Consider the following 24,501-nt stretch of genomic DNA (forward strand, 5'->3'; position numbering starts at 1 on the left):
AGAAGAATCAGGCCGTTTGAATGGCCTCTGCCGCCGCATAGGCGCGACGCCGGTTTTCGCCGATCAACTCGGCCACGCGGATCATTGCCATGCCCCGCATGATCAGGCTTGCCGGGATAAAGGCCCATGCGCTCATCGTCCAGATCAGGGTCATCGGATCATCCAGATGCACGGGATCCACAAGGTCCGACATCATCTGCACGATCGCCGGGATCAAGAATGGCATCAGAAACCCTAACGCGATGTTAAGACGTCCATCACGTTGCAGGCGCGGCAAGACATCGCCACCCGCCGTCGGATCAAACAGCGGCAGGTTTACCCAGACATTGAAGGCACCGTTGCGCGCAGGCCAGCCAAGGATACGCACGAAGAAAAAGAACACCGTCAGCGTGATCAGCGAGATCAGGTAGGACATGCCAGAGGCCGTCCGGACCTCGGCGATCAATGCGGGCGACGCATTGTCCGGCATCATGATCACCATCAGGCGGACCGGTGAATAGGGGAAATCGATCCAGTTCCCGACAATCACGCCAAGCGTCCGCAGGAAACTCGTCAGCGCGTTGGGCTCGAACTGGCCGCGCGCGATCACCGACAGGGTGAACACCGTCATGAAGATCGAAACAAACCGCAGCCTGTTGAACGGCGGCGCATAGCGGAATTCAACGATGCTGGGATAGGTGGCGAAGTATTCAAAGAAGACCAGTGCGCCGGCAAAGATCGAGAACAGGACAACGATATGGATCACATCGGTGCTGACATTGGGCAGAATCAGCGCGGGGGTCGCCACCAGAAGCGACATCAACACCGCACGCGTCAGCGCACTAATCAGCTTTGCGACCACTGCTCTCTTCCTTTCAAACTGGACTGTCACGATACATTGCCGCGATCTTTTTCCAACTTGATACCGTCTGCTCGGACGGTTGCCTCATTTCTGCCTCAATCTTGCATCCAATGTAGCAGGTTCTCAAGCAAATGTTTGCCAAAGCTCTGAAATCCTTGGCAAAGCTGGAAAACTGGTGCGCGTTTGCACCAACTTTTCCGGAAAATTGTCAATTTCCCCAAGGCTCTACAAGATATTGTGGGGGTGGAATCCCCTGTTCACTAGGCATCCCGGGGGGCAAAACCGGGGGTATGTGGGGGGTGTTCAAAAGAAAACGGGCCGCCCGAATGGGGCGGCCCGCCTTATTTCTGCCACATTCCTTTGGGGTCAGACCCAGGGGCGTGCGGCCGATGCCTTGGCTTCGAACGCGTCGATCGCCTCGGCTTTTTCCATGGTCAGACCGATGTCATCCAGACCGTTCAGCAGGCAGTGCTTTTTGAACGCGTCAACTTCGAAGGCGATGGTGGTGCCGTCCGAAGTGGTGATTTCCTGCGCTTCCAGGTCCACGGTCATGCGGGCGTTGGCGCCCTTTTCCGCGTCGGCCATCAGGATGTCGACCTGCTCTTGCGGCAGGACGATCGGCAGGATGCCGTTCTTGAACGAGTTGTTGAAGAAGATGTCGGCAAACGAGGTCGACACGATGCACTTGATGCCAAAGTCGGCAATCGCCCAGGGCGCGTGCTCGCGCGAGGAACCACAGCCAAAGTTGTCACCGGCGATCAGGATCTCGGCGTCGCGGTACTGCGGCTTGTTCAGCACGAAATCGGGGATTTCGGTGCCGTCGCGGTTGAAGCGCATTTCATCAAACAGGTTCGCGCCAAAGCCGGTGCGTTGGATCGACTTCAGGAACACCTTGGGGATGATCATGTCGGTGTCGATGTTCACCAGCGGCATGGGCGCGGCGATGCCGTGCAGTTTTTCGAATTTTTCCATTGTGCTGGCTCCTTACATCAGCTCGCGAACGTCGGTGAGTTTGCCGGTCAACGCGGCAGCGGCGGCCATGCCCGGCGACACGAGGTGCGTACGGCCCTTATAGCCCTGACGTCCTTCGAAGTTCCGGTTCGAGGTCGAGGCGCAACGCTCGTTTTCCGAAAGCTGGTCGGGGTTCATCGCAAGGCACATCGAACAGCCCGCAAGGCGCCATTCGAAACCGGCGTCCTTGAAGATCTCGGCCAGACCTTCTTCTTCCGCCTGCGCACGAACGAGGCCCGAGCCGGGAACGATCATGGCACGGATGCCTTCCTTGATCTTCTTGCCCTTAACGATCTCGGCCACGGCGCGCATGTCTTCGATACGGCCGTTGGTGCAGGAACCGATGAACACGGTGTCGATCTCGATCTCGTCCAACTTCTGACCGGGGGTCAGGCCCATGTACTCGATCGAACGGCGGGCCGCTTCGACCTTGCCGCCTTCGAAATCTTCGGGCGAGGGCACAACACCGGTGATCGGCAGCACGTCCTCGGGCGAGGTGCCCCAGGTCACAACCGGCTCGATCTCTTCACCCTTCAGGGTGACAACCTTGTCGAAATGCGCGCCCTCATCGGTGAACAGGGTCTTCCAGTACTCGACAGCCTGCTCCCAAGCGCCACCTTTCGGTGCGTGCGGGCGGCCTTTGCAGTACTCAAACGTGGTCTCGTCCGGCGCGATCAGGCCCGCGCGGGCACCGCCTTCGATCGCCATGTTGCAGACGGTCATGCGGCCTTCCATCGACAGATCACGGATCGCTTCACCGCAATACTCGATGACATAGCCGGTGCCGCCACCGGTGCCGGTCTCGCCGATCACCGCGAGCGTGATGTCCTTGGCGGTCACACCCGGCTTGAGCTTGCCGGTGATCTCGACCTTCATGTTCTTCGATTTCTTCTGGATCAGGGTCTGGGTCGCCAGAACGTGTTCCACTTCCGACGTCCCGATACCATGCGCCAGGGCACCAAAGGCGCCGTGGGTCGCGGTGTGGCTGTCACCGCAAACAACGGTCATGCCCGGCAGGGTCCAGCCGTTTTCCGGGCCAACGATGTGCACGATGCCCTGACGCACGTCCGACACCGGATAGTAGTGCACGCCGAATTCCTTGGCGTTCTTGTCGAGCGCCTCGACCTGGATGCGCGACTCTTCGGTCATCTGCGCCGGGTCTTCACGGCCTGCGGTGGTCGGCACGTTGTGGTCCGGAACCGCGATGGTTTTCTCGGGCGCGCGTACTTTGCGGCCCGCCATGCGCAGACCTTCAAAGGCCTGCGGCGAGGTTACTTCGTGTACCAGGTGGCGGTCGATATACAGAAGGCAGGTGCCGTCTTCCGCTTCATGCGCAACATGCGCATCCCAGATCTTGTCATAAAGGGTCTTGGGGGACATGGGTCCTCTCCGATTTGTTTAGAATGGCTGTGTGGCTTGCAAATCGGGCACGCCAAAAGGCGCGCCGGCGCGCTCATAGCGCGGCGATGACAGTCTTGCTCTGACCATGAAAGCGCCAGGGCAGAAAGGCGCGGTCGGCAATGTCATAGATGCGTTTCATGCGCCCGACATACACCTCGAATCGCTTTCCATCAAGTCAACTTGCCTGCCTCATCGAAATCACCCGTCGGCGCCTTCGGATTTCCAGTGGTCGGTTGATGATTGCCGCAAGCCGCCCACCCGTGCATGATGAGGGCAATGGCAGACGAAGAGACAACCCAGGCGGAATCGCAAACCACCCTTGAACAGGCAACCGATGCCCCTGCGGAGGCAGTCGAACAGGATGCCCAGGAAATCGCGCTAAGCGTCTGGGATCAGACCCTGACCTTCCTCGAAGGGCTGTTGCGCCCATGGAATGCCTATCAGGTGGCCATCGCACTGGCCGTCCTCGCGGTGTCGCTTCTCTTGGCCCGGATCATCAAACCCCGGTTTTATGAGTGGATGCGCGCGCGCGAGGATTGGCCCAAGTGGCGTTATCGCTACATGCTGATGCTGCACAGGCGTCTGGCGCTTGTGGTGTTCGTTGTATTGATCTGGTCAATTGTCTGGATCATGCGCGAGGTCACCTGGCCAAGCCGCTCCTACCTTCTCGGGGTTCTCGCCAATCTGTCGACGGCCTGGCTGGTTGTGGTGCTTGTCGTCCGTCTGGTCTCGAATTCGTTCCTGCGGGCGATCCTGCGCTACGGCGCATGGGCTTGGGTCACCATCTCGATCCTTGGCCTGTCCCAGGAAACCATGCAGTTGATGGATCATGCCGCCATCGAGATCGGGGAAACCCGCATCTCGCTTTGGGTGGTGGCACAGGCGGCTGTGATGCTGGGCCTGACCTTCGCGCTTGCCCGGTTCCTGTCCACCCAATCCGCCACGTCGATCCGCAACAACGAAGACATTTCACCGTCTATGCAGGTGCTCTTCGTCAAGTTCCTGCAAGTGGTACTTTACGGAATCGCCTTCGTGGTCGGCCTGCGCATCGTCGGTTTTGATCTGCGTGGCCTTGCCTTCATGTCCGGCTTTATCGGTGTCGGCCTTGGTTTCGGTCTACAAAAGGTGGTTTCGAACCTTGTGTCCGGCATCATCATCCTGCTCGACAAGTCGATCAAACCCGGCGACGTGATCTCGCTTGGCGAAACCTTCGGATGGATCAATTCACTTGGCGCCCGCTATGTCAGCGTCGTTACCCGCGATGGCCGCGAATACCTCATTCCGAACGAAGACCTGATCACGGGGCAGGTGGTGAACTGGTCTCATACCGATGCCTATGTGCGGCTCGACATCTATTTCGGGACTTCATATGGCGACGATCCGCATGTCGTTCGCAAACTGGCGATCGACGCCGCCAAAAGCGTGGACCGTGTCCTGAGTTTCCCCAAGACACCAGTCTGCCACATCGTTGGCTTTGGCGACAGTTCGGTTGATTACATCCTTCGCTTCTGGATCGAAGATCCGACTGGCGGCCTGACCAATATCCGCGGCAACGTCTATCTCGCGCTTTGGGATGCTTTCCACGAAAATGGGATCTCCTTGCCCTTCCCGCAGCGCGAAGTGCGCATGCTTCAGGACGGCGACCCGCCCCCACTGGCCGACTGACACCCCTGTGGCAGGAACACCACAATCCTGCGTGAGCGCCATTGAGCAGCCCCATAAGCGATGCTATCTTGAAAGCATGCCCAGCACCGGGGCGTTGCGGTGCGTTGCAAGGAGGGCAGATCTCTGTCTCTGAATTCTGACGTGGCACATGATGCTACTCCCAACTCCGAAACCAACGGAGTTCAGGCCGAAGCGACAAGCGAAGCATTGCTTGCTCGGGTCCTTTCCTCGCTCGAAGATGACAAAGCCGAAGACATCGTTCAGGTCGACCTGCGCGGCAAGTCGTCCATGGCGGATTACATGGTGATCTGCTCTGGTCGCTCCTCGCGTCAGGTGGCGGCGATTTCGGAAAAGCTCATCGAGCGCGTGAAGCAGGACTTCAATCGAATCTCTAAGGTCGAAGGTAAAGAGACCGGCGACTGGGTTCTGATTGATACGGGCGATGTGATCGTTCACGTGTTCCGTCCCGAGGTTCGCGAATTCTATCAGCTCGAAAAGATGTGGCTGCCGGGCGGTACCGCCTGATCCATTAACTTTCGGGCCAGGAAGGGCCACGGGTGAAACATGCCTTTGCGGGTGCATATCTGCGCCGTGGGACGGCTGCGCGCCGGTCCCGAGCGCCAACTCCTTGACGATTATCTTTCACGGTTTGACAAGACGGGCCGGGCCTTGGGTCTCGGCCCTGTTGCCGTTCACGAGGTCGAAGACAAGAAAGGTGGCGGCATGGCCGCCGAGGCTACGCTCCTGTCCGGTGTCATCCCGAAAGGGGCCGTGATCTGCGCCCTCGATGAGCGCGGCAAGCTGATGTCCTCTCCCGACTTCGCCAACATGATGGCGGGGTGGCGGGACGAAGGTAGGGGCGACCTCGCTTTCGTCATCGGTGGCGCGGATGGAATTGATCCCTCGTTGCGATCGCAGGTCGATGCCAAGCTCAGTTTTGGTAAGATGGTTTGGCCACATATGCTGGCGCGCGTCATGCTGAGCGAACAGCTTTATCGCGCGGCCTCGATCCTCGCAGGCTCTCCCTACCACCGCGTCTGACCAATCTCTCCAATTGAAATCTTCATGAAACGTCAATCCGTGCGATGCGTTAACCGTCCGATTTTCGGCATCCATACCGTCGCAATGCCGACGTAATACCGACGTGGCACCGACAGGGGTTTTTGACCTTAACCTTGGTAAACCTCAAAGCGGATCTTGGAACAGCGCATTGCGTGATTGCGAGGCAAATTCGCGCCGCCAAAGCACGAAAACCGTTAACAAAGAGGCCGCAATCAACGCTGACGCACCAAAAAGCCAGGCCGCCGAAGCCAGCCCAAAATAAACCGACCGCATCGCCCTGTTGAAGCTGCGAGCGGCCGTAATATTGATCTCGGATGCTTGCATGGCACGCGGAATGGCCGCCGCGTCTTCAGGGTCGTTTGGAACCGCGGACATCACCACGGAACAATAGCCGAAGAGCCTGTGAGCCCACACAAATTTCAGAAATGAGTTCGCCACGAACAGGACCATGAGGACGAGCTTTACCTCGATGACAAAGGCAGGGGCGCTCACCAGAGTTAGGTCGCTTGCCACCCCTGCGAGGCGCTCTGTATTGCCAATCAGGGCAAGCCCGCCGCCGATGGCGATCATGGTCGTGGACGCGAAAAACGCCGTTCCCTGACGTAGGTGCCCAAGCATTTGGGCGTCAAACATCCTTGGATTGCGGTGGACGAACTGGATCATCCACTCTTTTCGGTATTTGACCATCAGAAATGACAGAGATGGGTGCATCTTTGGAGGATTTTCAATAAAAAACCCAATCCCCAGCCACAGAAGGCAAAGCATTGAAACTGCAATGAAATCCATTGCGGAGAAAAGTGAAAGTCGGTCCATCCAGATCATGATTGGACACTAACGACTTTGCTCCGGGCTTGCCAGAGGTAAGAATTGGTTATATTTCCTTACCAATCTATGAGTGAGGAGTGCGCCCCATGGAGATGCCAGCCCCGGATCCAACGATCCTTGCCCGCAAGTCCCGTATCGTGGCCCGCCTGCGTTCTGTCTTGCCGACCGACGCAGTGGTTGAAGACGAGATAGAAACCCGTGCCTATGAGTGCGATGCGTTAACCGCATACCGGTGCCCCCCTCTTGCAGCCGTGCTGCCCGCAACAACACAAGAGGTCTCGGAAATTCTTAAGATATGCCACGAAGAAGGTGTTCCCGTCGTGCCCCGCGGTGCCGGCACCTCTTTGGCGGGCGGGGCCTTGCCAACGGCCGATTCGGTTATTCTCGGTGTTGCCCGAATGAACGATGTTCTCGAAGTCGACTACGACAACCGCTTTATCCGTGTTCAAACCGGACGCACGAACCTGAGTGTTTCAGGTGCGGTAGAGGAAGAGGATTTCTTCTATGCGCCTGACCCGTCGTCCCAGCTGGCCTGCGCCATTGCTGGCAATATTGCGATGAACTCTGGCGGGGCGCACTGTTTGAAGTACGGCGTGACGACGAACAACCTCATGGGCGTGAAGATGGTAATGATGGATGGCGAGATCGTTGAAATTGGCGGCGCGCACCTTGATGCTCAAGGCCTTGATCTGCTTGGTGTCATTTGTGGCTCCGAAGGACAGCTTGGCGTCGTGACCGAGGCTACGCTGCGGATTCTTCGCAAACCCGAAGGCGCGCGTCCGGTACTTATGGGGTTTGATAGCAATGAAGTTGCCGGTCAATGCGTTAGCGACATCATCAAGGCGGGTATCTTGCCCGTTGCCATTGAGTTCATGGATCGCCCCTGTATCCGCGCGACCGAGGCATTTGCCGGTGCGGGTTATCCTGATTGCGAGGCGCTGCTGATCGTCGAGGTGGAGGGCAGCGACCAGGAAATCGATGCACAGCTTGAGCGCATCGTCGCAATTGCGAAGACCCACAATCCGGTCGAACTGCGCGAAAGCGGCTCGGCAGACGAAAGCGCGCGCATCTGGCTTGGCCGCAAATCCGCCTTTGGCGCGATGGGGCAGATCAACGACTACATGTGCCTTGATGGAACCATTCCTGTCAGCCAGCTGCCTTTCGTCCTGCGCCGAATCGGTGAATTGTCGAAGGACTATGGTCTTGATGTGGGTAACGTGTTTCACGCCGGCGATGGCAACATGCACCCTCTCATTCTGTTTGATGCAAACAAACCCGGAGATCTCGAGAAGTGCGAAGCCTTTGGCGCCGACATCCTGCGCCTGTGTGTTGAGGTCGGCGGCTGCCTGACGGGCGAACACGGGGTCGGGATCGAAAAGCGCGATCTGATGGTGGACCAGTACGCCCCTGAAGATCTCGACATCCAGATGGCGATCAAGGACGTGTTCGATCCCAAATGGCTTTTGAATCCGGCCAAGGTTTTTCCGCTGGCATCCAGTGAAACGCGGCGTATTGCGGCGGAATAGAGACACATGAACATGATCAAACCAGAAAACGAAGCGGCTTTGGCCGAGTGTATAGCCTCTGCGAATGGCCCCTTGCGGATCATCGGCGGTGGCACCCGCCCGATTGGCGATCCCGTGGAAGGCGAGGTTCTTTCGGCATCCGGAATGTCGGGCGTGACGCTCTATGAACCCGGCGCATTAACTATTGTTGCCAAGGCCGGGACGCCCGTCAGCGAGATCGAAGACACGCTTGCAGCCGAAGGCCAGCGGCTTGCCTTTGAACCGATGGACCATCGCGCACTGCTTGGAACGTCCGGTACTCCCACGATCGGAGGTGCGGTTGCGGGGAATGTGTCTGGCCCTCGCCGTATACAGGTGGGTGCCTGCCGGGATTCCCTTCTCGGTGTGCGCTTTGTTGACGGCATGGGGCGTGTCCTGAAAAACGGCGGTCGGGTCATGAAGAACGTGACCGGCTATGATCTGGTCAAGCTCATGGCGGGAAGCCGGGGAACACTGGGCGTGCTGACCGAAGTGTCTCTGAAGGTTCAGGCCATTCCAGAGACCGAAGCGACCCTCGTTGCGCCAGAGCTTGATCTGGGGAATGCCATTTCCGCCTTGTCCAAGGCATTGGGCTCGCCATTCGACCTGACCGGTGCAGGCATTGGGGCTGACGGGCGCGCGATGATACGCCTTGAAGGTCTGGCACGGTCCGTTTCCTATCGCGTGCAACAGCTTCAGTCTTCGATCTGCGATGGCTGGCAGTTGGTGGAAGGCGAGCAAAGCGCGATGCTCTGGAAGGCGCTCAAGAACCTGGATGCGTTCAGCGGACAAGACGGTTTCGTCTGGCGGGTCTCTGTAAAGCCGAGCGATGGCCCCGAAGTCATTCAGGCGCTTGGTGCCCCACGTTCGATCTTTGATTGGGGCGGCGGTCTGATCTCGATTGCAACCGATGATCCGGACTTGCCGGTTCGCGATGTCGTGGCTTCACTTGGTGGGCACGCCACTCTTGTGCGTTCTGTGGGGCAATCCCAGCACAAACCACCAGCCTTTCACCCCGAGCCCGCGCCGCTTGCTTTGCTTTCCCAAGGCATCCGCGACAAGTTTGATCCGCGCGGCATCCTCAATCCGGGCCTGATGGGATAATACGATGCAGACGACATTTACCGAAGACCAGTTGAAGAACCCCGGCACGCAGCGCGCCAACGAAATCCTGCGTGCCTGCGTGCACTGCGGTTTTTGCACGGCCACATGCCCGACCTATCAAGTGCTGGGAGACGAACTCGATAGCCCGCGGGGACGGATCTACCAAATCAAGGATATGCTCGAAAACGAGCGTGACCCCGATCCGAAAACCGTGAAACACATCGATCGCTGCCTGTCGTGCCTTGCCTGCATGACAACCTGTCCGTCTGGCGTTCACTATATGCACCTGGTGGATCATGCGCGAGAGTACATCGAAGATCGCTACAAACGGCCATTCATGGACCGCGCGTTGCGTTGGGTTCTGGCCCGCATCCTGCCCTACCCGAAAAGGTTCCGTCTCGCGCTTCTCGGCGCAAAGATCGGCCGCCCCTTCGCCTTCCTTATGCCGGATGCGCGGTTGAAGGCGATGCTGGCCATGGCGCCAAAGCACATTCCGCCAGTGAGCCGAAATGACGATCCCCAAAGCTTTTCAGCCACGGGTGCCCGGAAAATGCGTGTCGCCCTGATGACGGGCTGCGCGCAAAAGGCGCTGAACACCGATATCAACGACGCCACGATACGCCTGTTGCGGCGGCTGGGCTGCGAAATCGTCGTGGCCAAGGGGGCGGGGTGCTGTGGTGCGCTGACCCATCACATGGGTAGAACAAGCGAAAGCCATGCCTCGGCCGCCAAGAATATCAAAGCGTGGTGTTCCGAAATAGATGGCGAAGGCCTGGATGCGATTGTCATCAATACGTCGGGCTGTGGCACGACGGTCAAAGACTATGGCCACATGTTCCGCAATGATCCCCTAGCGGCGGATGCGGAACGCGTAAGCGCCTTGGCAATGGATGTTTCGGAACTCCTGATGAAGCTTGAGATGCCGGAAGGCGAGACAAAGGACACCGTGGTCGCCTATCACGCGGCGTGTTCGCTGCAACATGGCCAGCAGATCAAGACCTATCCCAAGGATCTGTTGAAGCTTGCGGGCTTTACGGTTGTCGAACCCGCTGACAGCCATCTTTGCTGTGGCTCGGCGGGAACCTACAACCTGATGCAGCCCGAGATTTCGGGCCAGCTCAAGGAACGCAAAGTGCGCACCCTTGAGGCGCGAAACCCCGACATCATCGCAGCAGGCAACATTGGCTGCATGATGCAGATTGGTTCGGGTACCGAGGTGCCGATCGTGCACACGGTCGAGCTATTGGATTGGGCAACAGGTGGCCCACAACCGCCCGCATTGACCGAGGAAGGCAAGCGCACGCCGGACATCCCGATCCTGCGCTGACAGTCCAAACCGCCCGCAGATTGCGCAGTTCCTGCCCAAGTTTTGCCCTCTCCCCTTGTTAGGAAGAGGGTGACACAAGGGATGAACATGCTGCGAAATCTTCTTTTTCTGTTTGCATTCATGGGGCTGGCCCAGACCGCGCTCGCGGATTCAAAGGGGCTGCGCCAAATGACAACCGGGGATGACATCCGTGGTTGGCAGGCAGTGGGCCGTCTGGAGATTGGCGGGAAGGGGTTTTGCACCGGGGCATTGATCGCGCCGGACCTTGTTTTGACAGCCGCCCATTGCCTGTTCGACAAGGCGAGCAAACGTCGTATCGACCACAACCGGATCGAGTTTCGTGCCGGTTGGCGCAACGGCAGGGCCGAGGCCTATCGCAGTATTCGACAGGCCGTGGTCCACCCCGATTTCGAAATGAAACGGGATGGGGCGTTGCCGGACGCTGATGATCTGGCGCTCCTGCAGCTTTACCATCCGATCCGCACGACGGCCATCAGGCCCTACAAAACCTCCGTCGGTTTGCGTCGTGGCGATCGTGTTGGTGTTGTTTCCTATGCCCATGACCGTGCCGAGGTGCCCTCGATCCAGGAAGGGTGTGAGTTTCTCGGCCATGAAAAAGGTCTTGTCGTGACCTCGTGCAACGTCGATTTCGGCAGCAGCGGCGCCCCGATCTTTTCCTTTGAAAGCGGTGAGCCGCACATCGTTTCCGTTGTCTCGGCCAAGGCGGATCTGAATGGACAGCCCGTGGCTCTTGGGATGCCTTTGCGTGAACCCTTGCAGCTCTTGCTCGAGGTGATGCAGATGTCTTCCGGACACTTCGTTTCGTCGCGTGCAACACCTGGTCAGGGTCGCACGACCTTGAGTGCAAAGTTTGTGCGACCATGAAAACCATCCTGCGAATTCTGTGCCTGTTTTCGATGGCCCTTGCCTCTCAGGCCAGCGCCGAGGAAACCCTGCGTGCCTTGAAAAGCCGCGGAGAGTTGATTGGATGGGAAGCCGTCGGGCGTGTCGACCTGCGGGGAGAGGGTTACTGTACCGGTGCCTTGATCGCCTCCGATCTGGTTTTGACGGCAGCGCACTGTGTATTTGAACGCAAGACCGGCAAACTCCTAGACGCGGGCAGTATCCGTTTCAATGCAGGGTATGTGTCGGGGGCGTCCTTCGCGGCACGCGGCGTGAACAGGGTGGTCGCCAATGCCCGTTACGTCCCAAGTCGGGATGGAAAGATTTCCGGCAACATGATGCTCCATGATGTGGCTCTATTACGGCTGGATTCGCCCATTTCACCCAGCGAAGCCAACCCGTTTGCGATCTACTCGGATCCGCGTCCTGGCGAAAAGGTTTCGGTTCTGAGCTACGGCAGAGGACGCAGCGAACACCTGTCCTGGCAAAGGGATTGCGGGCTTCTCAGCCGCGGCCGTGGCCTCATGACGTTTGATTGCAATGTCACCTACGGCTCATCGGGGGCACCGGTCTTTGCCCGATACGGCGATCGTGTGCGTATCCTGTCGCTCGTGTCGGCGATGGATAAGGATGCCCAGGGCCAGACGATCGCCTTTGGCATGGAACTGCCCGCGGTTGTCGCGGAACTGAAGCGCCGGATGCGCACTGGCGATGCGGCGCCCGTGCGGGTGAATTCAGGTGCCAAGCGCATCAAGATCGGCACCCGCAAGTCGACGACTGGCGCCAAGTTCATCCGGGTCGACTAGGCGAATGATTTTCTCCACTTGAAAACCCCGAAAGCGATCCACACCTAGGTTTCACGGGACGCCGATGATCGGGTCTCGCATAACCCGCCTGTCCCTTTGGGAAGGCACCCACTTTGGTATCGCTCATGATGGAGGATTCCCATGCGTAGCTATGATTTTGCACCCCTATACCGTTCGTCGGTTGGCTTTGATCAACTGGCAAACCTGATGGACCGCGTACTTTCGAACGACGTGTCCCAACCCAGCTATCCCCCCTACAACATCGAGAAAACCGACGATGACGCCTATCGCATTTCGATCGCCGTCGCGGGTTTCTCGGCGGACGATCTGGGGATCGAAGTCAAGGAAAACGCGCTGGTTGTGACTGCGCGCAAGGCCGAAGACGGCAATGAGGCAACCTATCTCCACCGTGGCATCGCCACGCGCGCCTTCGAGCGGCGCTTCCACCTTGCCGATCACGTTCGGGTTGTCGGCGCAAGCCACGAAGACGGCATGTTGCACATTGATCTCGAACGCGAAATTCCGGAAGCTCTCAAGCCGCGCCGCATCGCGATCTCCAGCGGCAAGCAGATCGAAAAAGACGTGGTTGATGCCAAGGCAGTAAACTAGGGTTTTCCGTCAAATACCGCTTTCACATACGCCCCGGGTGCTAAGGCACTCGGGGTATTTGACACCGACAACCAGCCGGGCAGACGCAACCCTGGCATGAGCGTATTTCGTCTCACTACATGTCTCGGTGTAGACAGGCACCCCGTGCCAGAGGTACGTTGACGGTATAGTTAAGTCACCTTTTTCGGGAACTATGCATCATGGTTCACCACGAGTTCTATCCGGATTTCGGCATCAACTATGTCCGTGCCGTCGAACCCTTCACATTGGGAGAGTTGTTCGAATTACTGGTCAAGGCGAATGAGAACCCACAGATTGCCGAGGTATTGGCCCAGCCAACACTACTGGATCTTCGGTTCGTTGATCTTGCCAGTGTCGAGGCACCTGACATTAGACGCCACTTGATGAAGAAGACGTCGCTTGATCCCAGGTTGACACGAATTCCATGTGCTTACCTCGTAAAAGGGATAGCCGGACAGGCCACCCTGCGTATGGCAAATATGTTCGCAGAGCTTTCCGGCCTATCACCAGAAGACCATACGATTGTGACGGAAGACATCAGGCAGGCACTGCATTGGCTTGCCGACTTGACTGGGAAGACCGACGACGACGTGGAAAGCATGGTCGTTCGTTTGTCGCATGAAAGCGTCAAGCTTTTCCCAAGAGCTTGAAAGGCGCCACCCGAATAGACTTCGGACGGCGCCAGATTGGTTAGACACTCATGCAGATGTATTTCATCTCAAGGTAGTCTTCGATGCCATGATGGCTGCCTTCTCGGCCAAGGCCGGATTGTTTGACGCCACCGAAAGGCGCAACTTCGGTCGAGATGATGCCCGTGTTCACACCAACGATGCCGTATTCCAGCGCTTCCGCCACCTTGTAAACGCGGCTCAGGTCCTTGGCATAGAAGTAGGAGGCGAGGCCAAAGATCGTGTCGTTGGCCATCGCGATCACCTCGCCCTCGTCTTCGAACTTGAAGAGTGGGGCAAGCGGGCCAAAAGTCTCGTCGGTGGCAAAGGCCATCTCTGTGGTGGCTCCGGTTACGATGGTCGGCTGGAAGAAGGTGCCACCCAGTTCCGACGGATTGCCGCCCAGGATCACTTCCGCACCCTTGGCGGTTGCATCCGCGATATGTTCCTGAACCTTTTCAACGGCGTCCTGGCTGATCAGTGGGCCGAAGATCGTACCAACTTCAAGGCCGTCGCCGACCTTCATGGCTTCCACGCGGGCCTTCAGCTTTGCGGCAAAGGCATCATAGATGCCGGCCTGTACGTAAATGCGGTTCGCACAGACGCAGGTTTGGCCGTTGTTGCGGAACTTGCACATGATTGCGCCTTCGACTGCCGCATCGAGATCCGCATCGTCAAACACGATGAAAGGCGCGTTACCGCCCAGTTCCATCGAACACTTCATCACGCTGTCGGCGGCTTGGCGCAGCAGGATACGGCCAACTTCGGTAGATCCGGTGAAGGTCAGTTTGCGCACGGCATCGTTCTCGCAGAACTCTTTGCCAATGTCGCTTGCTCGCGACGAGGGTACCACGTTGAAGACGCCAGCCGGGATACCTGCACGTTCTGCCAGAACGCCTAGAACAATTGCTGAAAGCGGTGTTTCTGCGGCGGGGCGTGCGACGAACGCACAGCCGGCTGCCAGTGCCGGACCCGCCTTGCGCGTGATCATCGCGTTGGGGAAGTTCCAAGGTGTGATCGACGCAGCAACCCCGATGGGCTGTTTGATCACGGTGATACGTTTGTCGCGCTGATGGCCGGGGATGGTTTCACCATAGATGCGTTTGGCTTCTTCACCGAAGAACTCGATGAAGGAGGCACCGTAACCGATTTCACCAACCGCTTCGGCCAGCGGCTTGCCCATCTCGGCGGTCAGGATGATACCAAGATCCTGTTGGTTCTCGATCATCAGGTCGAACCATTTGCGCATGACATTGGCGCGTTCCTTGCCGGTCCATTTCGCCCATTCCTTCTGGGCGTTCTGAGCCTGGGCAATGGCGCCGGCAACCTGGGCACGACTCAGATCGGCAACTTCGGCAATCACGTCGCCGCGTGCAGGGTTGGTCACGGCAAAGGTGCCGTTTTCACCGTCGACCCATGCACCGCCGATATAGGCGCGGGTTTCGAGAAGGGTGGGGTCGCTCAAAAGCGATTTCAGATTGGTAACGGTATCAAGCATAGTGGCCTCCCGGGATTCCTCTCGCGCAACAAATACATTTGATCATATTGTTGTCTAGCACTCTTTGTGAGTCCAGATAATAATTAACATGTTAGGTAAATTGATGCAACTGGATGATGCCTATGCCAATGCTGCCTATATCGAGGGGAGCGACGCCTTTCCCGCCCGTTGGTCCGCCGATGCGCAGGCTTATAGAGCGGCACCTGTTGCACATGCCGAAATAGACGTGAAATACGGGGCCGGTGATCGGCAAGTGTACGATCTGTTTCACCCGGATGGCCCTTCATGCGGACTGTTGCTCTTTGTTCACGGCGGATATTGGCGGGCCTTCGACAAATCGTCATGGTCGCATTTGGCGGAAGGGATGCGAGCGAGGGGGTGGACCGTGGCCATGCCCAGCTACGATCTCTGCCCTGCCGTGGGCATCCCCGATATCACCCGTCAGATCGCTGAGGCGACGACGCATGCCGCCCAACGCATCGCGGGGCCAATTTGCCTTGCTGGCCATTCGGCTGGCGGGCACCTCGTGGCGCGCATGGCCTGCGAGGGTGTCCTTCCCAAAGACATCGCCGCGCGCCTGCAAACGGTATTGCCGATTTCGCCCCTTTCAGACCTGCGCCCCTTGATGTTGACCTCAATGAACGCAGATTTCGGTCTGGATGAAGAGACCGCCAAAGCCGAAAGCCCGATCTTCGGGAAACCGGTTTCCGGGGCGAAAGTGATTGTTTGGGTCGGGGCGGACGAACGCCCTGTCTTTATTGAACAGGCGCAATGGCTGTCAGAGGCGTGGCACACGGACCTGCATATCGAGAAGGGCCGTCACCACTTTGACGTGATTGATGCTCTCGCCGATAGAGGAAGTGAAATGGTTGGTCTGCTGAGCCAATCTGCATAGAAAAACGCCGCCTCCCCAAGGAGGCGGCGTTTCATCAGTTACGCGGTTTCGCTGTCTTCCGGTTCCAGCTTGTCCTGAGTCCGGGTTTCGAAATCTTCGGCGTCGTGACGTTCACGCAGCTGCTTGTCGAGATCACCCCAAGAGCGATTGACCATAACCCCGCGCTTGACAGCGGGGCGATCGTTGATGGCTTTGGCCCAGCGTTGGACGTGTTCATAGCTCTCCACGTCCAGGAACTCGGCCGCATCATACAGGCGGCCCAGTGCCAACGCCCCGTACCACGACCAGATCGCGATATCGGCGATCGAATACTCGTCGCCCGCCATATAGGTGTTCTCGGCCAGATGGCGGTTGAGTACATCCAGCTGACGCTTGGTTTCCATTGCGAACCGGTCAATCGGATACTGCCACTTCTCTGGCGCATAGGCATAGAAGTGACCAAATCCGCCGCCCAGGTAAGGCGCGCTGCCCATTTGCCAGAACAGCCAGGACATCATCTCGGTGCGCTTGGCAGGATCTTCCGGGATGAAGGCGCCGAATTTCTCGGCAAGGTACAGAAGGATCGCACCGGATTCGAACACGCGGGTCGGGGGCGTGGTCGAATGGTCCATCAGTGCAGGGATTTTCGAGTTCGGGTTCACATCCACGAAACCGCTGCCAAACTGGTTGCCATCGCCGATGTTGATGAGCCAGGCATCGTATTCCGCATTCGCATGTCCCGCGGCCAGCAGTTCTTCGAACAGGACGGTGACCTTCACGCCATTCGGTGTGGCCAGCGAATAAAGCTGGTGTGGGTGCTTGCCGACCTCGAGGTCCTTGTCGTGCGTTGCCCCTGCAATCGGGCGGTTTATGCTGGCGAATTTGCCACCGCTTTCGGAATCCCAAGTCCAGACTTTCGGGGGGGTGTAGGTATCAGTCATAAGAGCGCGCCCTGTAATTGATTTGAACACAATCTAGGGGATACGCCCGAGTTTACTAGGGGGGACATCATGCGAGCCGTGACACAACTTTTCGTGTCCTGGAAATGACAAACCCCCGAAGCAGGGCCTCGGGGGTCGTCTAACTTTTGCGTCAAAGCTGAGAAGAAGTTCTTAGAGAAGACCTTCGCGCTGTGCTTTTTTGCGTGCCAGCTTACGGGCACGGCGAATCGCTTCAGCTTTCTCGCGTGCTTTTTTCTCGGACGGCTTTTCGAAATGTTGCTTGAGCTTCATTTCGCGGAAGACGCCTTCACGCTGCAGCTTTTTCTTCAGGGCACGGAGTGCCTGATCGACGTTATTGTCGCGAACGCTAACCTGCATGTGGTTTTCACCACCTTTCTAAGTTTGTGTTGCAAGGAATTGCAGGAAGCCGCCCTATAGCAAAGCCCCTTGAGTTTGTCTAGTATCCGCGCGAGCGCCAAGGAGTATGCCATGACTACCTCAGATCCCAAAGAAGCCCTGTTGGATGCAGCCCTGCTTCACGTGGTATTCGACGGGTGGAGCGAGGCGACTTTCGACGCGGCCATAGCTGACACCGATATAGATCCCGCGCTGGCGCGGGCCTTGTGCCCACGCGGAGCCGTGGACCTTGCTGTTGCCTACCACAAGCGCGGCGATGCCGAGATGTTGGCACGATTTCATGAGGAAGACCTAGGCACCCTGCGCTACAGCGAAAAGGTTGCGGCTTTGGTACGGTTCCGCCTTGAAGCAGCCGAAGACAAGGAAGCCGTGCGTCGCGGTTCGACACTGTTTTCCTTGCCGCAATATGCGGCGACCGGCGCTCAGCTGATTTGGGATACGTGCGATGCCATCTGGAACGCCCTTGGCGATACCTCGGATGATGTGAACTGGTACACCAAGCGCATGACCCTGTCGGCGGTCTATGGCTCGACGGTGCTCTATTGGTTGGGCGACGAAAGCGAAGGGAACGAGGCGACCTGGGCATTTCTGGATCGTCGGATAGAGAACGTGATGCAGTTCGAAAAAGCCAAGGCCCAGTTCCGCAAGAGCCCACTTGGTAAGTTGGCAGAGGGACCCCTGGGGTTGCTCGGGCGTATCAAGGCCCCAACGGCCCGGACGAATATGCCGGGCCAGTGGAAAAGCTGATCTCTTTCGAAAACTTGGTTCGGACCCGTGCGCAGCGCGTCGCTTTTCGGCGTTTGCCTGCCTGATGCCCGGTGATATGTCTCGTGACAAATCCATGTGGCATTCGAGGAGGGGCAGATGAGCCAGACTATGCGCGCAATCGAGATTACCGAGGCAGGTGGCCCCGAGGTCCTGCAACTTTGCGAGAGACCTGTCCCGACCCCCGGAGCGGGAGAGGTCGTGATCAAGGTGGCCTATGCCGGTGTCAACCGACCCGACGCCCTGCAACGGGCGGGGATGTATGCGCCGCCGCCGACCGCGAGTGATCTGCCGGGGTTGGAAGCCTCTGGCGAGATCGTGGCGATTGGCGAAGGTGTGAGCGAGTGGGAGGTCGGCGACAAGGTCTGCGCTCTCCTGCCCGGCGGCGGCTATGCCGAATATGTTCTGACACCTGCCGCGCACTGCCTGCCCATTCCCGAGGGCATGGGCTTGCGCGAAGCAGCATGTCTGCCGGAAACCTTCTTTACTGTCTGGTCCAACGTGTTCCAGCGCGGCGGCCTTCAGGCCGGAGAGCGGTTCCTGGTGCATGGCGGCTCAAGTGGCATTGGCACAACGGCCATTCAGTTGGCCAAGATTTTCGGCGTCCGCGTGTTCGCGACGGCCGGATCAGACGACAAGTGCGAAGCCTGTCTGAAGCTGGGTGCAGAGCGGGCCATCAACTATCGCGACGAGGATTTTGTCGAAATCCTTCGGGCCGAAGGTGGCGCGAACCTGATCCTTGATATGGTTGGAGGCTCGTATTTCCCCCGCAACATCAAAACCCTGTCAGACGACGGTCGGCTGGTTCAAATCGCCTTTCTGACTGGACCGAAAGTCGAACTGAACTTTGCGCAGATCATGACCCGCCGTCTTACCGTTACGGGCAGTACCCTTCGTCCGCAAAGCGATCTGGCCAAAGCCAAGATCGCCGCTGACCTTCGGGAAAAGGTCTGGCCGCTTCTGGATGCAGGGCGCGTAGCCCCCGTTATGGACAGCGAATTCGCCTTGGAAGAAGCATCGGCGGCCCATGCCCGCATGGAAACCAGCGGTCATATCGGCAAGATCGTCCTGAAAGTTTAAGAAAGTCTTAGAGCAACGCCCTAGCGGCGTTGCTCGTGCTCGTAACGCTGTCTGGCGATTGCCTCGTTCTGTTCGGACTTTTTGTAGTCGAACAGGGACCTCTCAACATAGTCGAGGTGCGCGATCACCGCCGTACGTGCGCCTTCCGCATCCCGGGACTGAAGCGCCGTGTTGATGGCGCGGTGCTGGTCCAGAAGGTCGCCGCGCGTGGTGCGCTGTTTGAACATGATTGAGCGATTGTAGAAAACACCTTCGCGCAGCAGCTGATACATCGACCGCATCATATGCAGCATGATGACATTGTGGCTTGCTTCGATGATGGCGAGGTGAAAGTCCGCATCAAGTTGCGCTTCGTCCGCAGGATTGCGCTTGGCGTGGGCGGCTTCCATCTTGTCAAACACGGCTTGGATAACCGCCAGGTCTGTGTCCGAGGCATAAAGTGCCGCCCTTTCCGCAGCGAGCCCCTCCATGTCGCGGCGGAATGAGATGTAATCGAAAACCGCCTCGTCGTGTGACGCAAAGAGCTTGATCAGGCTGTCAGAGAAGGCATTTCCGAGGACATCCGCCACAAATATCCCGGCCCCGGCCTTGGCTTCGAGCAGACCGCGCTCCTGTAGTTCGGCAATTGCCTCACGCAGGGAGGGGCGGGAGACGCCCAGCCTTTCAGAGAGCTCCCGCTCCGACGGCAAGCGCTCACCGGGCCGCAAAATTCCTCGTAATATCAACAACTCAACCTGTTTGATGACGGAGGTGGAGAGTTTTTCGGTTTGGACTTTCTGGAAGGGCATGGGGGACCTGTGCGCGGTGGTCAGATGATTTGACCACATTTGGGGGTGTGGGGGCAAGGGGTGGGAGCGTGTTCACAAAAATTGTTACAGTGGGTCAGTAATATTGACTTATATTTCATCTCGGGTAGCGTCTCGCGAAATATTCGTATGAGGACGTTGCCCCATGAGCCTTGAACAAATCTTTGCGACACGCACCGCGCGGATGAAGGCGTCGGAGATCCGTGAGTTGCTGAAACTTCTGGATCAACCGGGCATCATTTCCTTTGCCGGGGGCATCCCCGATCCCGACCTGTTTCCGGGCGATGCGTTCCGTGACGCCATGTCGACCTGCATGATGCCCGACAAGCAGGCGATGGCCCTGCAATATTCGGTCAGCGAAGGCTATCGCCCGTTGCGCGACTGGCTGGCCTCAGAGATGGGCAAGATCGGGATCCCCTGTGATGCCGACAACATCCTGATCACCAGCGGATCGCAGCAGGCGCTGGACTACCTGGGCAAGCTGTTCCTGTCCCCCGGTGACACCGCGCTTGTGAGCTGGCCAACCTACATGGGGGCGTTGGGCGCCTTTAACCCTTACGAGCCGACCTATGACCAGTTGACGATCAATGGAAACCAGGGCGCGGCCGATTTTTCCGAACGTGCCAAGGCGGCGGGTGGATCGGTGAAATTTGCTTATTTATCAGTGGATTTCGCCAACCCCACCGGCGAGACCGTAGACCGTGCAGGGCGCGACTGGATGCTGGATCAGGCCGAGGAGATGGATTGTGCCGTGATCGAGGACGCGGCCTATCAAAGCCTGCGTTATGATGGCGAGGCGGTGTCGCCGATCCTTGCGCTCGAGATTGCCCGCAAGGGCACAATCGAGGCCTGCCGGACGATCTATTGCGGCAGTTTTTCCAAGACCCTCTCGCCCGGTTTGCGCGTCGGTTGGGTGGTGGCGGCCAAGCCCGTCATTTCGCAACTGGTGTTGATGAAACAGGCCGCAGACCTGCATTCCGCGACGCTCAACCAGATGGCCATTCACGAGGTTGCCAAGGCGCATTTCGACAGCCATGTCGCCACGGTGCGCGAGGCCTATAAGGCGCGTCGGGATGCCTTGCTCGAGGCGCTCGAGCGGCATATGCCGGAGGGCGTGGAATGGACGCGGCCCGAGGGCGGCATGTTTGTCTGGCTGACCCTTCCCAAGGCGTTGGACGGGGCGGAATTGCTGGCCCGATCGCTGGAAACCCAGAAGGTGGCCTTTGTGCCGGGGCGGGCGTTTTTCGCGGATGGATCGGGCGGCAACACACTGCGCCTGAGCTTCTCCTGCGCGGACGAAGCGACCATCGACGAGGGTATGTTGCGCCTTGGCATGGTGCTGCGCGAGGCGATGGGCGATTCGGGTTAATGCAACTGACCTGACCAATTCGGGCTGTCGGTGCAACGTCGGTATTATGTCGGTATTGCGTCGGTGTGGGCGACCGCAATGGCTACGATTAAGCCGTCGCGCGTTCCGTTACCCGCGTTCGATAGGGAAAGGTTCTGGCAAGGGGCTTTTTGCTGTTTGGCGATGGCATTTGTCGAAAAAGGAAGGGCGCCGAATGGCGCCCTTTTTCGTGTTTTGATGTCGGGATCATTCCGCCGGGACAGCCGCGACTGCCGAAGGTTTGGCAAAGTGCTGGCGGTTCAGGCGGACGACCAGTGCGATCATGGCGAACTGCGAGATCAGCGCGATGGCGGTGATTGCCCAATAGGCGGTGCCGAACTTGTCGATGACACCGGCACCAACGAGGCCCTTGTTGACGAAGAAGTGCAGCATTACGGCTAGGGCCACGCCGGGGCAGACCAGCGCATAGGAACCGGGCGAGGTTTTCGTGCCAAAGACGAAATCGGTGAAATACCCCTGGCGGCGCATGACCAGCAGGCCGAGCAGCAGGAAGACCACCTGAACCGAGAGCAGACGGGCCAGCAGCATCATGGTGTCGGCGGGGGTGCCGTGAGCGCCGAACAGCTCGTGCAGGCCGTGGTTCTGGCGCAGCATCATGATGCCCAGAACGGTCATGATCGGGACAACCACCATCAGGGTCGGGCCTGCTTCGCGGGCGGTGCCGTGGTGCAGCATCGAGTTGAAGGCGGTGAAGATGGCAACCAGCGCATAGACGGCGGCCATGGTGCCGACAAAGGTCGAAAGGATCAGGGCGATGCCGGCGGTGGTGGTGTTCGTGCTCATCGCGGCGGGGGCCGAGAAACCGACGGCGATCATCGACAGGGCGAAGGCGGGGAGCATCTGGGCAAAAGAATTGTTGGCGGTGACGTCGAAGATGCCGCCTTGCGACAGGATGCGGCCAAGGAAGTCAGCGAGGATGCGGAAGGCCAGATAGGCGATTGCGGCAAAGGCGACGAGGGCCATTGGGAAGAGGTATTCCACGATCGACCAGAGGCCGGGCACGAAGACGAGGCCGACGATGAACATGCCGTTCACGCTCATGGCGAGGGCGAGGGGCATGGCCATGATGGTGGATTCCGCGTTCGAGGCGCGCAGGGCCTTGTAGCTTTCGGTCGTTTTGAAGGCGCGATATGCCGAGATGTTCCAGAACAGGTATTTCAGGTTCAGGAAGGCCATGATGGCGATGCCGATCACGGCCACCACGATGGCCACCTGCATCGGGGTGTTGCCGGTGGCAAAGGCGGCCGAGATGTCTTCGAAGGTTGGCACCGGTTTGCCGGGATGCGGCACCCAGAACATCAGGTACATGAAAAAGGTGACCGACAGGCCACCCGCGCCAAGCGAGGCGAGGAAGTAGAGCGGCGAATAGCTGTCCGCCGGACGTTTGGTGGGGGTGGTCATTGCGACTCTCCTAAACATGCTGTGTTTGGAATATATATAACACATAGCAATATTGGAATATATATGCGACAAACGCGCACAGGGTGGGTAAGCCTCTGTTAACCAGTTGCGTGGTTTCGTGATGGCCATGTGGAAATGGATGGCCCTTATGGCGTTGGCGGCCTGCAACGCGCCCTCGGTTCATTTTGCCGGAATCGACCCGGAACGTATGAGCGTGGGGCCAAGCACCTTCGAGATGAGACGGAATGGGAAGCTGGTCGAGGTGATCCGGGTGAATTCGGAATGGGCCCCGCGTCTGTCACAGCAGCTGGGGCGGCGGGCCGAGATTGCCGTGGAAGAGACCTATGGCTGTCCCGTCCGCGAGATCCGTGGCGATCAGGCAATGATGATCGCGATCCTGAAATGCGGCAAGCCGGATGACCTTGCCAAGATCGGTCAGGGGACGAAGGCGCTTTCTTCTTTGACCACTTCCATGACTGCGAACGAGTTGGTCTGGTGAACGCCGGGCAGCTTGTTGATGGTGTCGCCAAGGACATCGCGGAAATGCGCGATATCGCGGGTGCGTACGGTGAGCATGTAGTCGAATGAGCCGGCAACCATCATGCAGGTTTCCACCTCTGGGATGCGGGCAACGGCGCGGTTGAAATCGGTCAGAGAGCTGTTGGCGGTGGCCGCGAGGGAGACTTGAACCACGGTCACATGTCCGAGGCCAAGCTTCTCCTTGTCGAGGATTGCCTTGTACTTGCGGATGTAACCGCTCTTCTCAAGGCGTTTGACCCGCTCCGAACACGGGGTGTTTGTCAGGTGCACCCGCTGCGCAAGTTCGACGATGGAGAGGCGGCCGTTGGCCTCGAGCTCGGTGAGAATCCTCTCATCTATTCTGTCCAAATCCCTGTCCAATGGTGATTTTCCCTTTGAAATGTCTATTTTTTAAGAATTATGCGGGTAAATCTTGCTAAAAAACAACCAATTCCTAGAGGAAATGACTGATAACACCATGCGAAGGCGTAGGGGAAAACGAAAAAACCAAGCCTTCGGCGGGATCCTTCCCGTACTATAAGAACCATGGAGGAAAACTCATGACAGTGAAGCTGGTTGTTGGCCTGGATGGGGCCGACACGGGAGACCGTGCCCTGGCATTTGCCAAGGACATGGCGGCGCGTATGGAGGGCTGCGAACTGATCGTTGCCTATGTCATCGAATGGTCGCCGTATACCTTCCAGACTCCGGAAGAAAACGCGCAGCGCCACAAGCGCCGCGAGGAAGAGATCGCGACGGCGACCTCGCGTGTTGTCGATCCGGCGGTGAAGAGCCTGCAAGACGCGGGGTTCAATGCAGAGGGTGTTGTGCGGCACGGTGACGTGGCCGAAACCCTGAATGCGATCACCGTGGAGAACGGTGCCGTGCAGATCATCGTGGGCCGCGCATCGGCCGGCGGTTTCGCCAAACGCCTGTTTGGCAGCTCGACCCAGAACCTGGTGATGCACGCAGACGTGCCTGTCACCGTCGTCGGCTAAATCCGGA

General features: G+C 58.3%; 26 protein-coding genes. 16 read left to right on the plus strand and 10 right to left on the minus strand.

Translation table 11 applies throughout. From position 1 onward, the window contains the following. Window positions 1-7 precede the first annotated feature (7 nt). The 3 genes from ABWV42_RS17480 to leuC all read right to left on the minus strand — a co-directional run bounded on the left by ABWV42_RS17480 (window position 8) and on the right by leuC (window position 3,232). Entirely contained in the window at window positions 8-841 is an 834-nt protein-coding gene (locus ABWV42_RS17480; RefSeq protein WP_255106971.1) for a hypothetical protein, read from the minus strand. A 366-nt stretch (window positions 842-1,207) separates the two neighbouring features. Beyond that, on the minus strand, window positions 1,208-1,813 hold the full coding sequence (leuD, locus tag ABWV42_RS17485; protein WP_353341303.1) for a 3-isopropylmalate dehydratase small subunit: 606 nt from the start codon (window positions 1,811-1,813) through the stop codon (window positions 1,208-1,210). 12 nt (window positions 1,814-1,825) lie between these two features. Further along, complete coding sequence (gene leuC, locus ABWV42_RS17490; RefSeq protein WP_255106969.1) at window positions 1,826-3,232, minus strand: 3-isopropylmalate dehydratase large subunit; 1,407 nt, start codon at window positions 3,230-3,232, stop codon at window positions 1,826-1,828. A gap of 297 nt (window positions 3,233-3,529) precedes the next feature. Between leuC and ABWV42_RS17495 the strand changes: the two genes are divergently transcribed. From ABWV42_RS17495 to rlmH, 3 genes are all read left to right on the plus strand, one after another. Further along, on the plus strand, window positions 3,530-4,918 hold the full coding sequence (locus tag ABWV42_RS17495; protein WP_353341304.1) for a mechanosensitive ion channel family protein: 1,389 nt from the start codon (window positions 3,530-3,532) through the stop codon (window positions 4,916-4,918). Window positions 4,919-5,125: 207 nt separating this feature from the next. Then, complete coding sequence (rsfS, locus tag ABWV42_RS17500; RefSeq protein ID WP_303623718.1) at window positions 5,126-5,443, plus strand: ribosome silencing factor; 318 nt, start codon at window positions 5,126-5,128, stop codon at window positions 5,441-5,443. A gap of 45 nt (window positions 5,444-5,488) precedes the next feature. After that, complete coding sequence (gene rlmH, locus ABWV42_RS17505) at window positions 5,489-5,959, plus strand: 23S rRNA (pseudouridine(1915)-N(3))-methyltransferase RlmH (protein ID WP_353341411.1); 471 nt, start codon at window positions 5,489-5,491, stop codon at window positions 5,957-5,959. Between the two features lie 144 nt (window positions 5,960-6,103). On the opposite strand, the gene ABWV42_RS17510 is transcribed toward rlmH, so the two are convergent. Next, on the minus strand, window positions 6,104-6,802 hold the full coding sequence (locus ABWV42_RS17510) for a DUF599 domain-containing protein (protein ID WP_353341305.1): 699 nt from the start codon (window positions 6,800-6,802) through the stop codon (window positions 6,104-6,106). Between the two features lie 89 nt (window positions 6,803-6,891). Here ABWV42_RS17510 and ABWV42_RS17515 point away from each other — a divergent pair, with 89 nt between their 5' ends. The 7 genes from ABWV42_RS17515 (at window position 6,892) to ABWV42_RS17545 (ending at window position 13,769) form a co-directional block, all read left to right on the plus strand. Next, complete coding sequence (locus tag ABWV42_RS17515; RefSeq protein ID WP_353341306.1) at window positions 6,892-8,331, plus strand: FAD-linked oxidase C-terminal domain-containing protein; 1,440 nt, start codon at window positions 6,892-6,894, stop codon at window positions 8,329-8,331. Window positions 8,332-8,346: 15 nt separating this feature from the next. Continuing rightward, window positions 8,347-9,453, plus strand: a complete 1,107-nt coding sequence (locus ABWV42_RS17520; protein ID WP_353341412.1) for an FAD-binding protein — start codon at window positions 8,347-8,349, stop codon at window positions 9,451-9,453. A 4-nt stretch (window positions 9,454-9,457) separates the two neighbouring features. Beyond that, window positions 9,458-10,780, plus strand: coding sequence for a glycolate oxidase subunit GlcF (glcF, locus tag ABWV42_RS17525; RefSeq protein ID WP_353341307.1), 1,323 nt, complete (start codon window positions 9,458-9,460; stop codon window positions 10,778-10,780). Between the two features lie 87 nt (window positions 10,781-10,867). Further along, window positions 10,868-11,665: a trypsin-like serine peptidase gene (locus tag ABWV42_RS17530; RefSeq protein WP_353341308.1), complete on the plus strand. Its 798-nt coding sequence runs from the start codon at window positions 10,868-10,870 to the stop codon at window positions 11,663-11,665. Then, window positions 11,662-12,489, plus strand: coding sequence for a trypsin-like serine peptidase (locus tag ABWV42_RS17535; RefSeq protein WP_353341309.1), 828 nt, complete (start codon window positions 11,662-11,664; stop codon window positions 12,487-12,489). The genes ABWV42_RS17530 and ABWV42_RS17535 overlap by 4 nt, the downstream gene beginning before the upstream one ends. Window positions 12,490-12,630: 141 nt before the next feature. Next, window positions 12,631-13,098, plus strand: a complete 468-nt coding sequence (locus ABWV42_RS17540; protein WP_353341310.1) for an Hsp20 family protein — start codon at window positions 12,631-12,633, stop codon at window positions 13,096-13,098. Window positions 13,099-13,298: 200 nt separating this feature from the next. Next, window positions 13,299-13,769: a hypothetical protein gene (locus tag ABWV42_RS17545; protein WP_353341311.1), complete on the plus strand. Its 471-nt coding sequence runs from the start codon at window positions 13,299-13,301 to the stop codon at window positions 13,767-13,769. A gap of 40 nt (window positions 13,770-13,809) precedes the next feature. Here the strand turns inward: ABWV42_RS17545 and ABWV42_RS17550 are convergent, their stop codons facing one another. After that, window positions 13,810-15,285 (minus strand): NAD-dependent succinate-semialdehyde dehydrogenase, encoded by a 1,476-nt coding sequence (locus ABWV42_RS17550; RefSeq protein WP_353341312.1) that lies wholly within the window; start codon window positions 15,283-15,285, stop codon window positions 13,810-13,812. A gap of 103 nt (window positions 15,286-15,388) precedes the next feature. Between ABWV42_RS17550 and ABWV42_RS17555 the strand changes: the two genes are divergently transcribed. After that, complete coding sequence (locus tag ABWV42_RS17555) at window positions 15,389-16,180, plus strand: hormone-sensitive lipase (protein ID WP_353341413.1); 792 nt, start codon at window positions 15,389-15,391, stop codon at window positions 16,178-16,180. A 38-nt stretch (window positions 16,181-16,218) separates the two neighbouring features. Here the strand turns inward: ABWV42_RS17555 and yghU are convergent, their stop codons facing one another. Together yghU and rpsU are read right to left on the minus strand one after the other, a co-directional pair. Further along, complete coding sequence (gene yghU / locus ABWV42_RS17560; RefSeq protein WP_353341313.1) at window positions 16,219-17,100, minus strand: glutathione-dependent disulfide-bond oxidoreductase; 882 nt, start codon at window positions 17,098-17,100, stop codon at window positions 16,219-16,221. A gap of 171 nt (window positions 17,101-17,271) precedes the next feature. After that, complete coding sequence (rpsU, locus tag ABWV42_RS17565; protein ID WP_005614280.1) at window positions 17,272-17,478, minus strand: 30S ribosomal protein S21; 207 nt, start codon at window positions 17,476-17,478, stop codon at window positions 17,272-17,274. A gap of 111 nt (window positions 17,479-17,589) precedes the next feature. On the opposite strand from rpsU, the gene ABWV42_RS17570 reads away from it, so the two are divergent. Both ABWV42_RS17570 and ABWV42_RS17575 read left to right on the plus strand, forming a co-directional pair. Then, a complete protein-coding gene (locus ABWV42_RS17570) occupies window positions 17,590-18,264 on the plus strand; it encodes a COQ9 family protein (RefSeq protein WP_353341314.1) in 675 nt (224 codons plus the stop codon). A gap of 117 nt (window positions 18,265-18,381) precedes the next feature. Further along, window positions 18,382-19,362, plus strand: coding sequence for an NAD(P)H-quinone oxidoreductase (locus tag ABWV42_RS17575; RefSeq protein ID WP_353341315.1), 981 nt, complete (start codon window positions 18,382-18,384; stop codon window positions 19,360-19,362). Window positions 19,363-19,382: 20 nt separating this feature from the next. Here ABWV42_RS17575 and ABWV42_RS17580 read toward each other — a convergent pair whose 3' ends face one another. Beyond that, entirely contained in the window at window positions 19,383-20,150 is a 768-nt protein-coding gene (locus ABWV42_RS17580; protein WP_255106954.1) for a FadR/GntR family transcriptional regulator, read from the minus strand. Window positions 20,151-20,313: 163 nt separating this feature from the next. Here ABWV42_RS17580 and ABWV42_RS17585 point away from each other — a divergent pair, with 163 nt between their 5' ends. Next, window positions 20,314-21,537 carry an aminotransferase-like domain-containing protein gene (locus ABWV42_RS17585; protein ID WP_353341316.1) on the plus strand — a complete coding sequence of 408 codons (1,224 nt, stop codon included), beginning with the start codon at window positions 20,314-20,316 and terminating at the stop codon, window positions 21,535-21,537. A gap of 225 nt (window positions 21,538-21,762) precedes the next feature. Here the strand turns inward: ABWV42_RS17585 and ABWV42_RS17590 are convergent, their stop codons facing one another. After that, window positions 21,763-22,977, minus strand: a complete 1,215-nt coding sequence (locus tag ABWV42_RS17590; RefSeq protein WP_255106952.1) for a TsoY family (seleno)protein — start codon at window positions 22,975-22,977, stop codon at window positions 21,763-21,765. 106 nt (window positions 22,978-23,083) lie between these two features. Between ABWV42_RS17590 and ABWV42_RS17595 the strand changes: the two genes are divergently transcribed. Beyond that, window positions 23,084-23,476, plus strand: a complete 393-nt coding sequence (locus ABWV42_RS17595; RefSeq protein WP_353341317.1) for a hypothetical protein — start codon at window positions 23,084-23,086, stop codon at window positions 23,474-23,476. Here the strand turns inward: ABWV42_RS17595 and ABWV42_RS17600 are convergent. Next, the gene (locus ABWV42_RS17600; protein WP_255106950.1) at window positions 23,413-23,865 is read right to left on the minus strand and encodes an Lrp/AsnC family transcriptional regulator; all 453 of its coding nucleotides are present in this window, start codon (window positions 23,863-23,865) and stop codon (window positions 23,413-23,415) included. The two genes, ABWV42_RS17595 and ABWV42_RS17600, sit on opposite strands and share 64 nt — an antisense overlap. A gap of 191 nt (window positions 23,866-24,056) precedes the next feature. Between ABWV42_RS17600 and ABWV42_RS17605 the strand changes: the two genes are divergently transcribed. After that, window positions 24,057-24,494: a universal stress protein gene (locus ABWV42_RS17605; protein ID WP_353341318.1), complete on the plus strand. Its 438-nt coding sequence runs from the start codon at window positions 24,057-24,059 to the stop codon at window positions 24,492-24,494. The last annotated feature ends 7 nt before the right edge of the window (window positions 24,495-24,501 follow it).

Source organism: Pelagimonas sp. KU-00592-HH, from assembly GCF_040369695.1.
GTDB lineage: Bacteria > Pseudomonadota > Alphaproteobacteria > Rhodobacterales > Rhodobacteraceae > Shimia.

Coding starts and splice junctions, on each gene's coding strand:
- ABWV42_RS17550 (WP_353341312.1), bottom strand. CDS start 15,285: ATGCTTGATACCGTTACCAATCTGAAATCGCTTTTGAGCGACCCCACC.
- ABWV42_RS17575 (WP_353341315.1), top strand. CDS start 18,382: ATGAGCCAGACTATGCGCGCAATCGAGATTACCGAGGCAGGTGGCCCC.
- ABWV42_RS17585 (WP_353341316.1), top strand. CDS start 20,314: ATGAGCCTTGAACAAATCTTTGCGACACGCACCGCGCGGATGAAGGCG.
- ABWV42_RS17545 (WP_353341311.1), top strand. CDS start 13,299: ATGGTTCACCACGAGTTCTATCCGGATTTCGGCATCAACTATGTCCGT.
- ABWV42_RS17555 (WP_353341413.1), top strand. CDS start 15,389: ATGCAACTGGATGATGCCTATGCCAATGCTGCCTATATCGAGGGGAGC.
- ABWV42_RS17570 (WP_353341314.1), top strand. CDS start 17,590: ATGACTACCTCAGATCCCAAAGAAGCCCTGTTGGATGCAGCCCTGCTT.
- ABWV42_RS17510 (WP_353341305.1), bottom strand. CDS start 6,802: ATGATCTGGATGGACCGACTTTCACTTTTCTCCGCAATGGATTTCATT.
- ABWV42_RS17495 (WP_353341304.1), top strand. CDS start 3,530: ATGGCAGACGAAGAGACAACCCAGGCGGAATCGCAAACCACCCTTGAA.
- leuD (WP_353341303.1), bottom strand. CDS start 1,813: ATGGAAAAATTCGAAAAACTGCACGGCATCGCCGCGCCCATGCCGCTG.
- ABWV42_RS17590 (WP_255106952.1), bottom strand. CDS start 22,977: ATGACCACCCCCACCAAACGTCCGGCGGACAGCTATTCGCCGCTCTAC.
- rpsU (WP_005614280.1), bottom strand. CDS start 17,478: ATGCAGGTTAGCGTTCGCGACAATAACGTCGATCAGGCACTCCGTGCC.
- ABWV42_RS17580 (WP_255106954.1), bottom strand. CDS start 20,150: ATGCCCTTCCAGAAAGTCCAAACCGAAAAACTCTCCACCTCCGTCATC.
- ABWV42_RS17535 (WP_353341309.1), top strand. CDS start 11,662: ATGAAAACCATCCTGCGAATTCTGTGCCTGTTTTCGATGGCCCTTGCC.
- ABWV42_RS17605 (WP_353341318.1), top strand. CDS start 24,057: ATGACAGTGAAGCTGGTTGTTGGCCTGGATGGGGCCGACACGGGAGAC.
- ABWV42_RS17540 (WP_353341310.1), top strand. CDS start 12,631: ATGCGTAGCTATGATTTTGCACCCCTATACCGTTCGTCGGTTGGCTTT.
- glcF (WP_353341307.1), top strand. CDS start 9,458: ATGCAGACGACATTTACCGAAGACCAGTTGAAGAACCCCGGCACGCAG.
- yghU (WP_353341313.1), bottom strand. CDS start 17,100: ATGACTGATACCTACACCCCCCCGAAAGTCTGGACTTGGGATTCCGAA.
- ABWV42_RS17515 (WP_353341306.1), top strand. CDS start 6,892: ATGGAGATGCCAGCCCCGGATCCAACGATCCTTGCCCGCAAGTCCCGT.
- ABWV42_RS17530 (WP_353341308.1), top strand. CDS start 10,868: ATGCTGCGAAATCTTCTTTTTCTGTTTGCATTCATGGGGCTGGCCCAG.
- leuC (WP_255106969.1), bottom strand. CDS start 3,232: ATGTCCCCCAAGACCCTTTATGACAAGATCTGGGATGCGCATGTTGCG.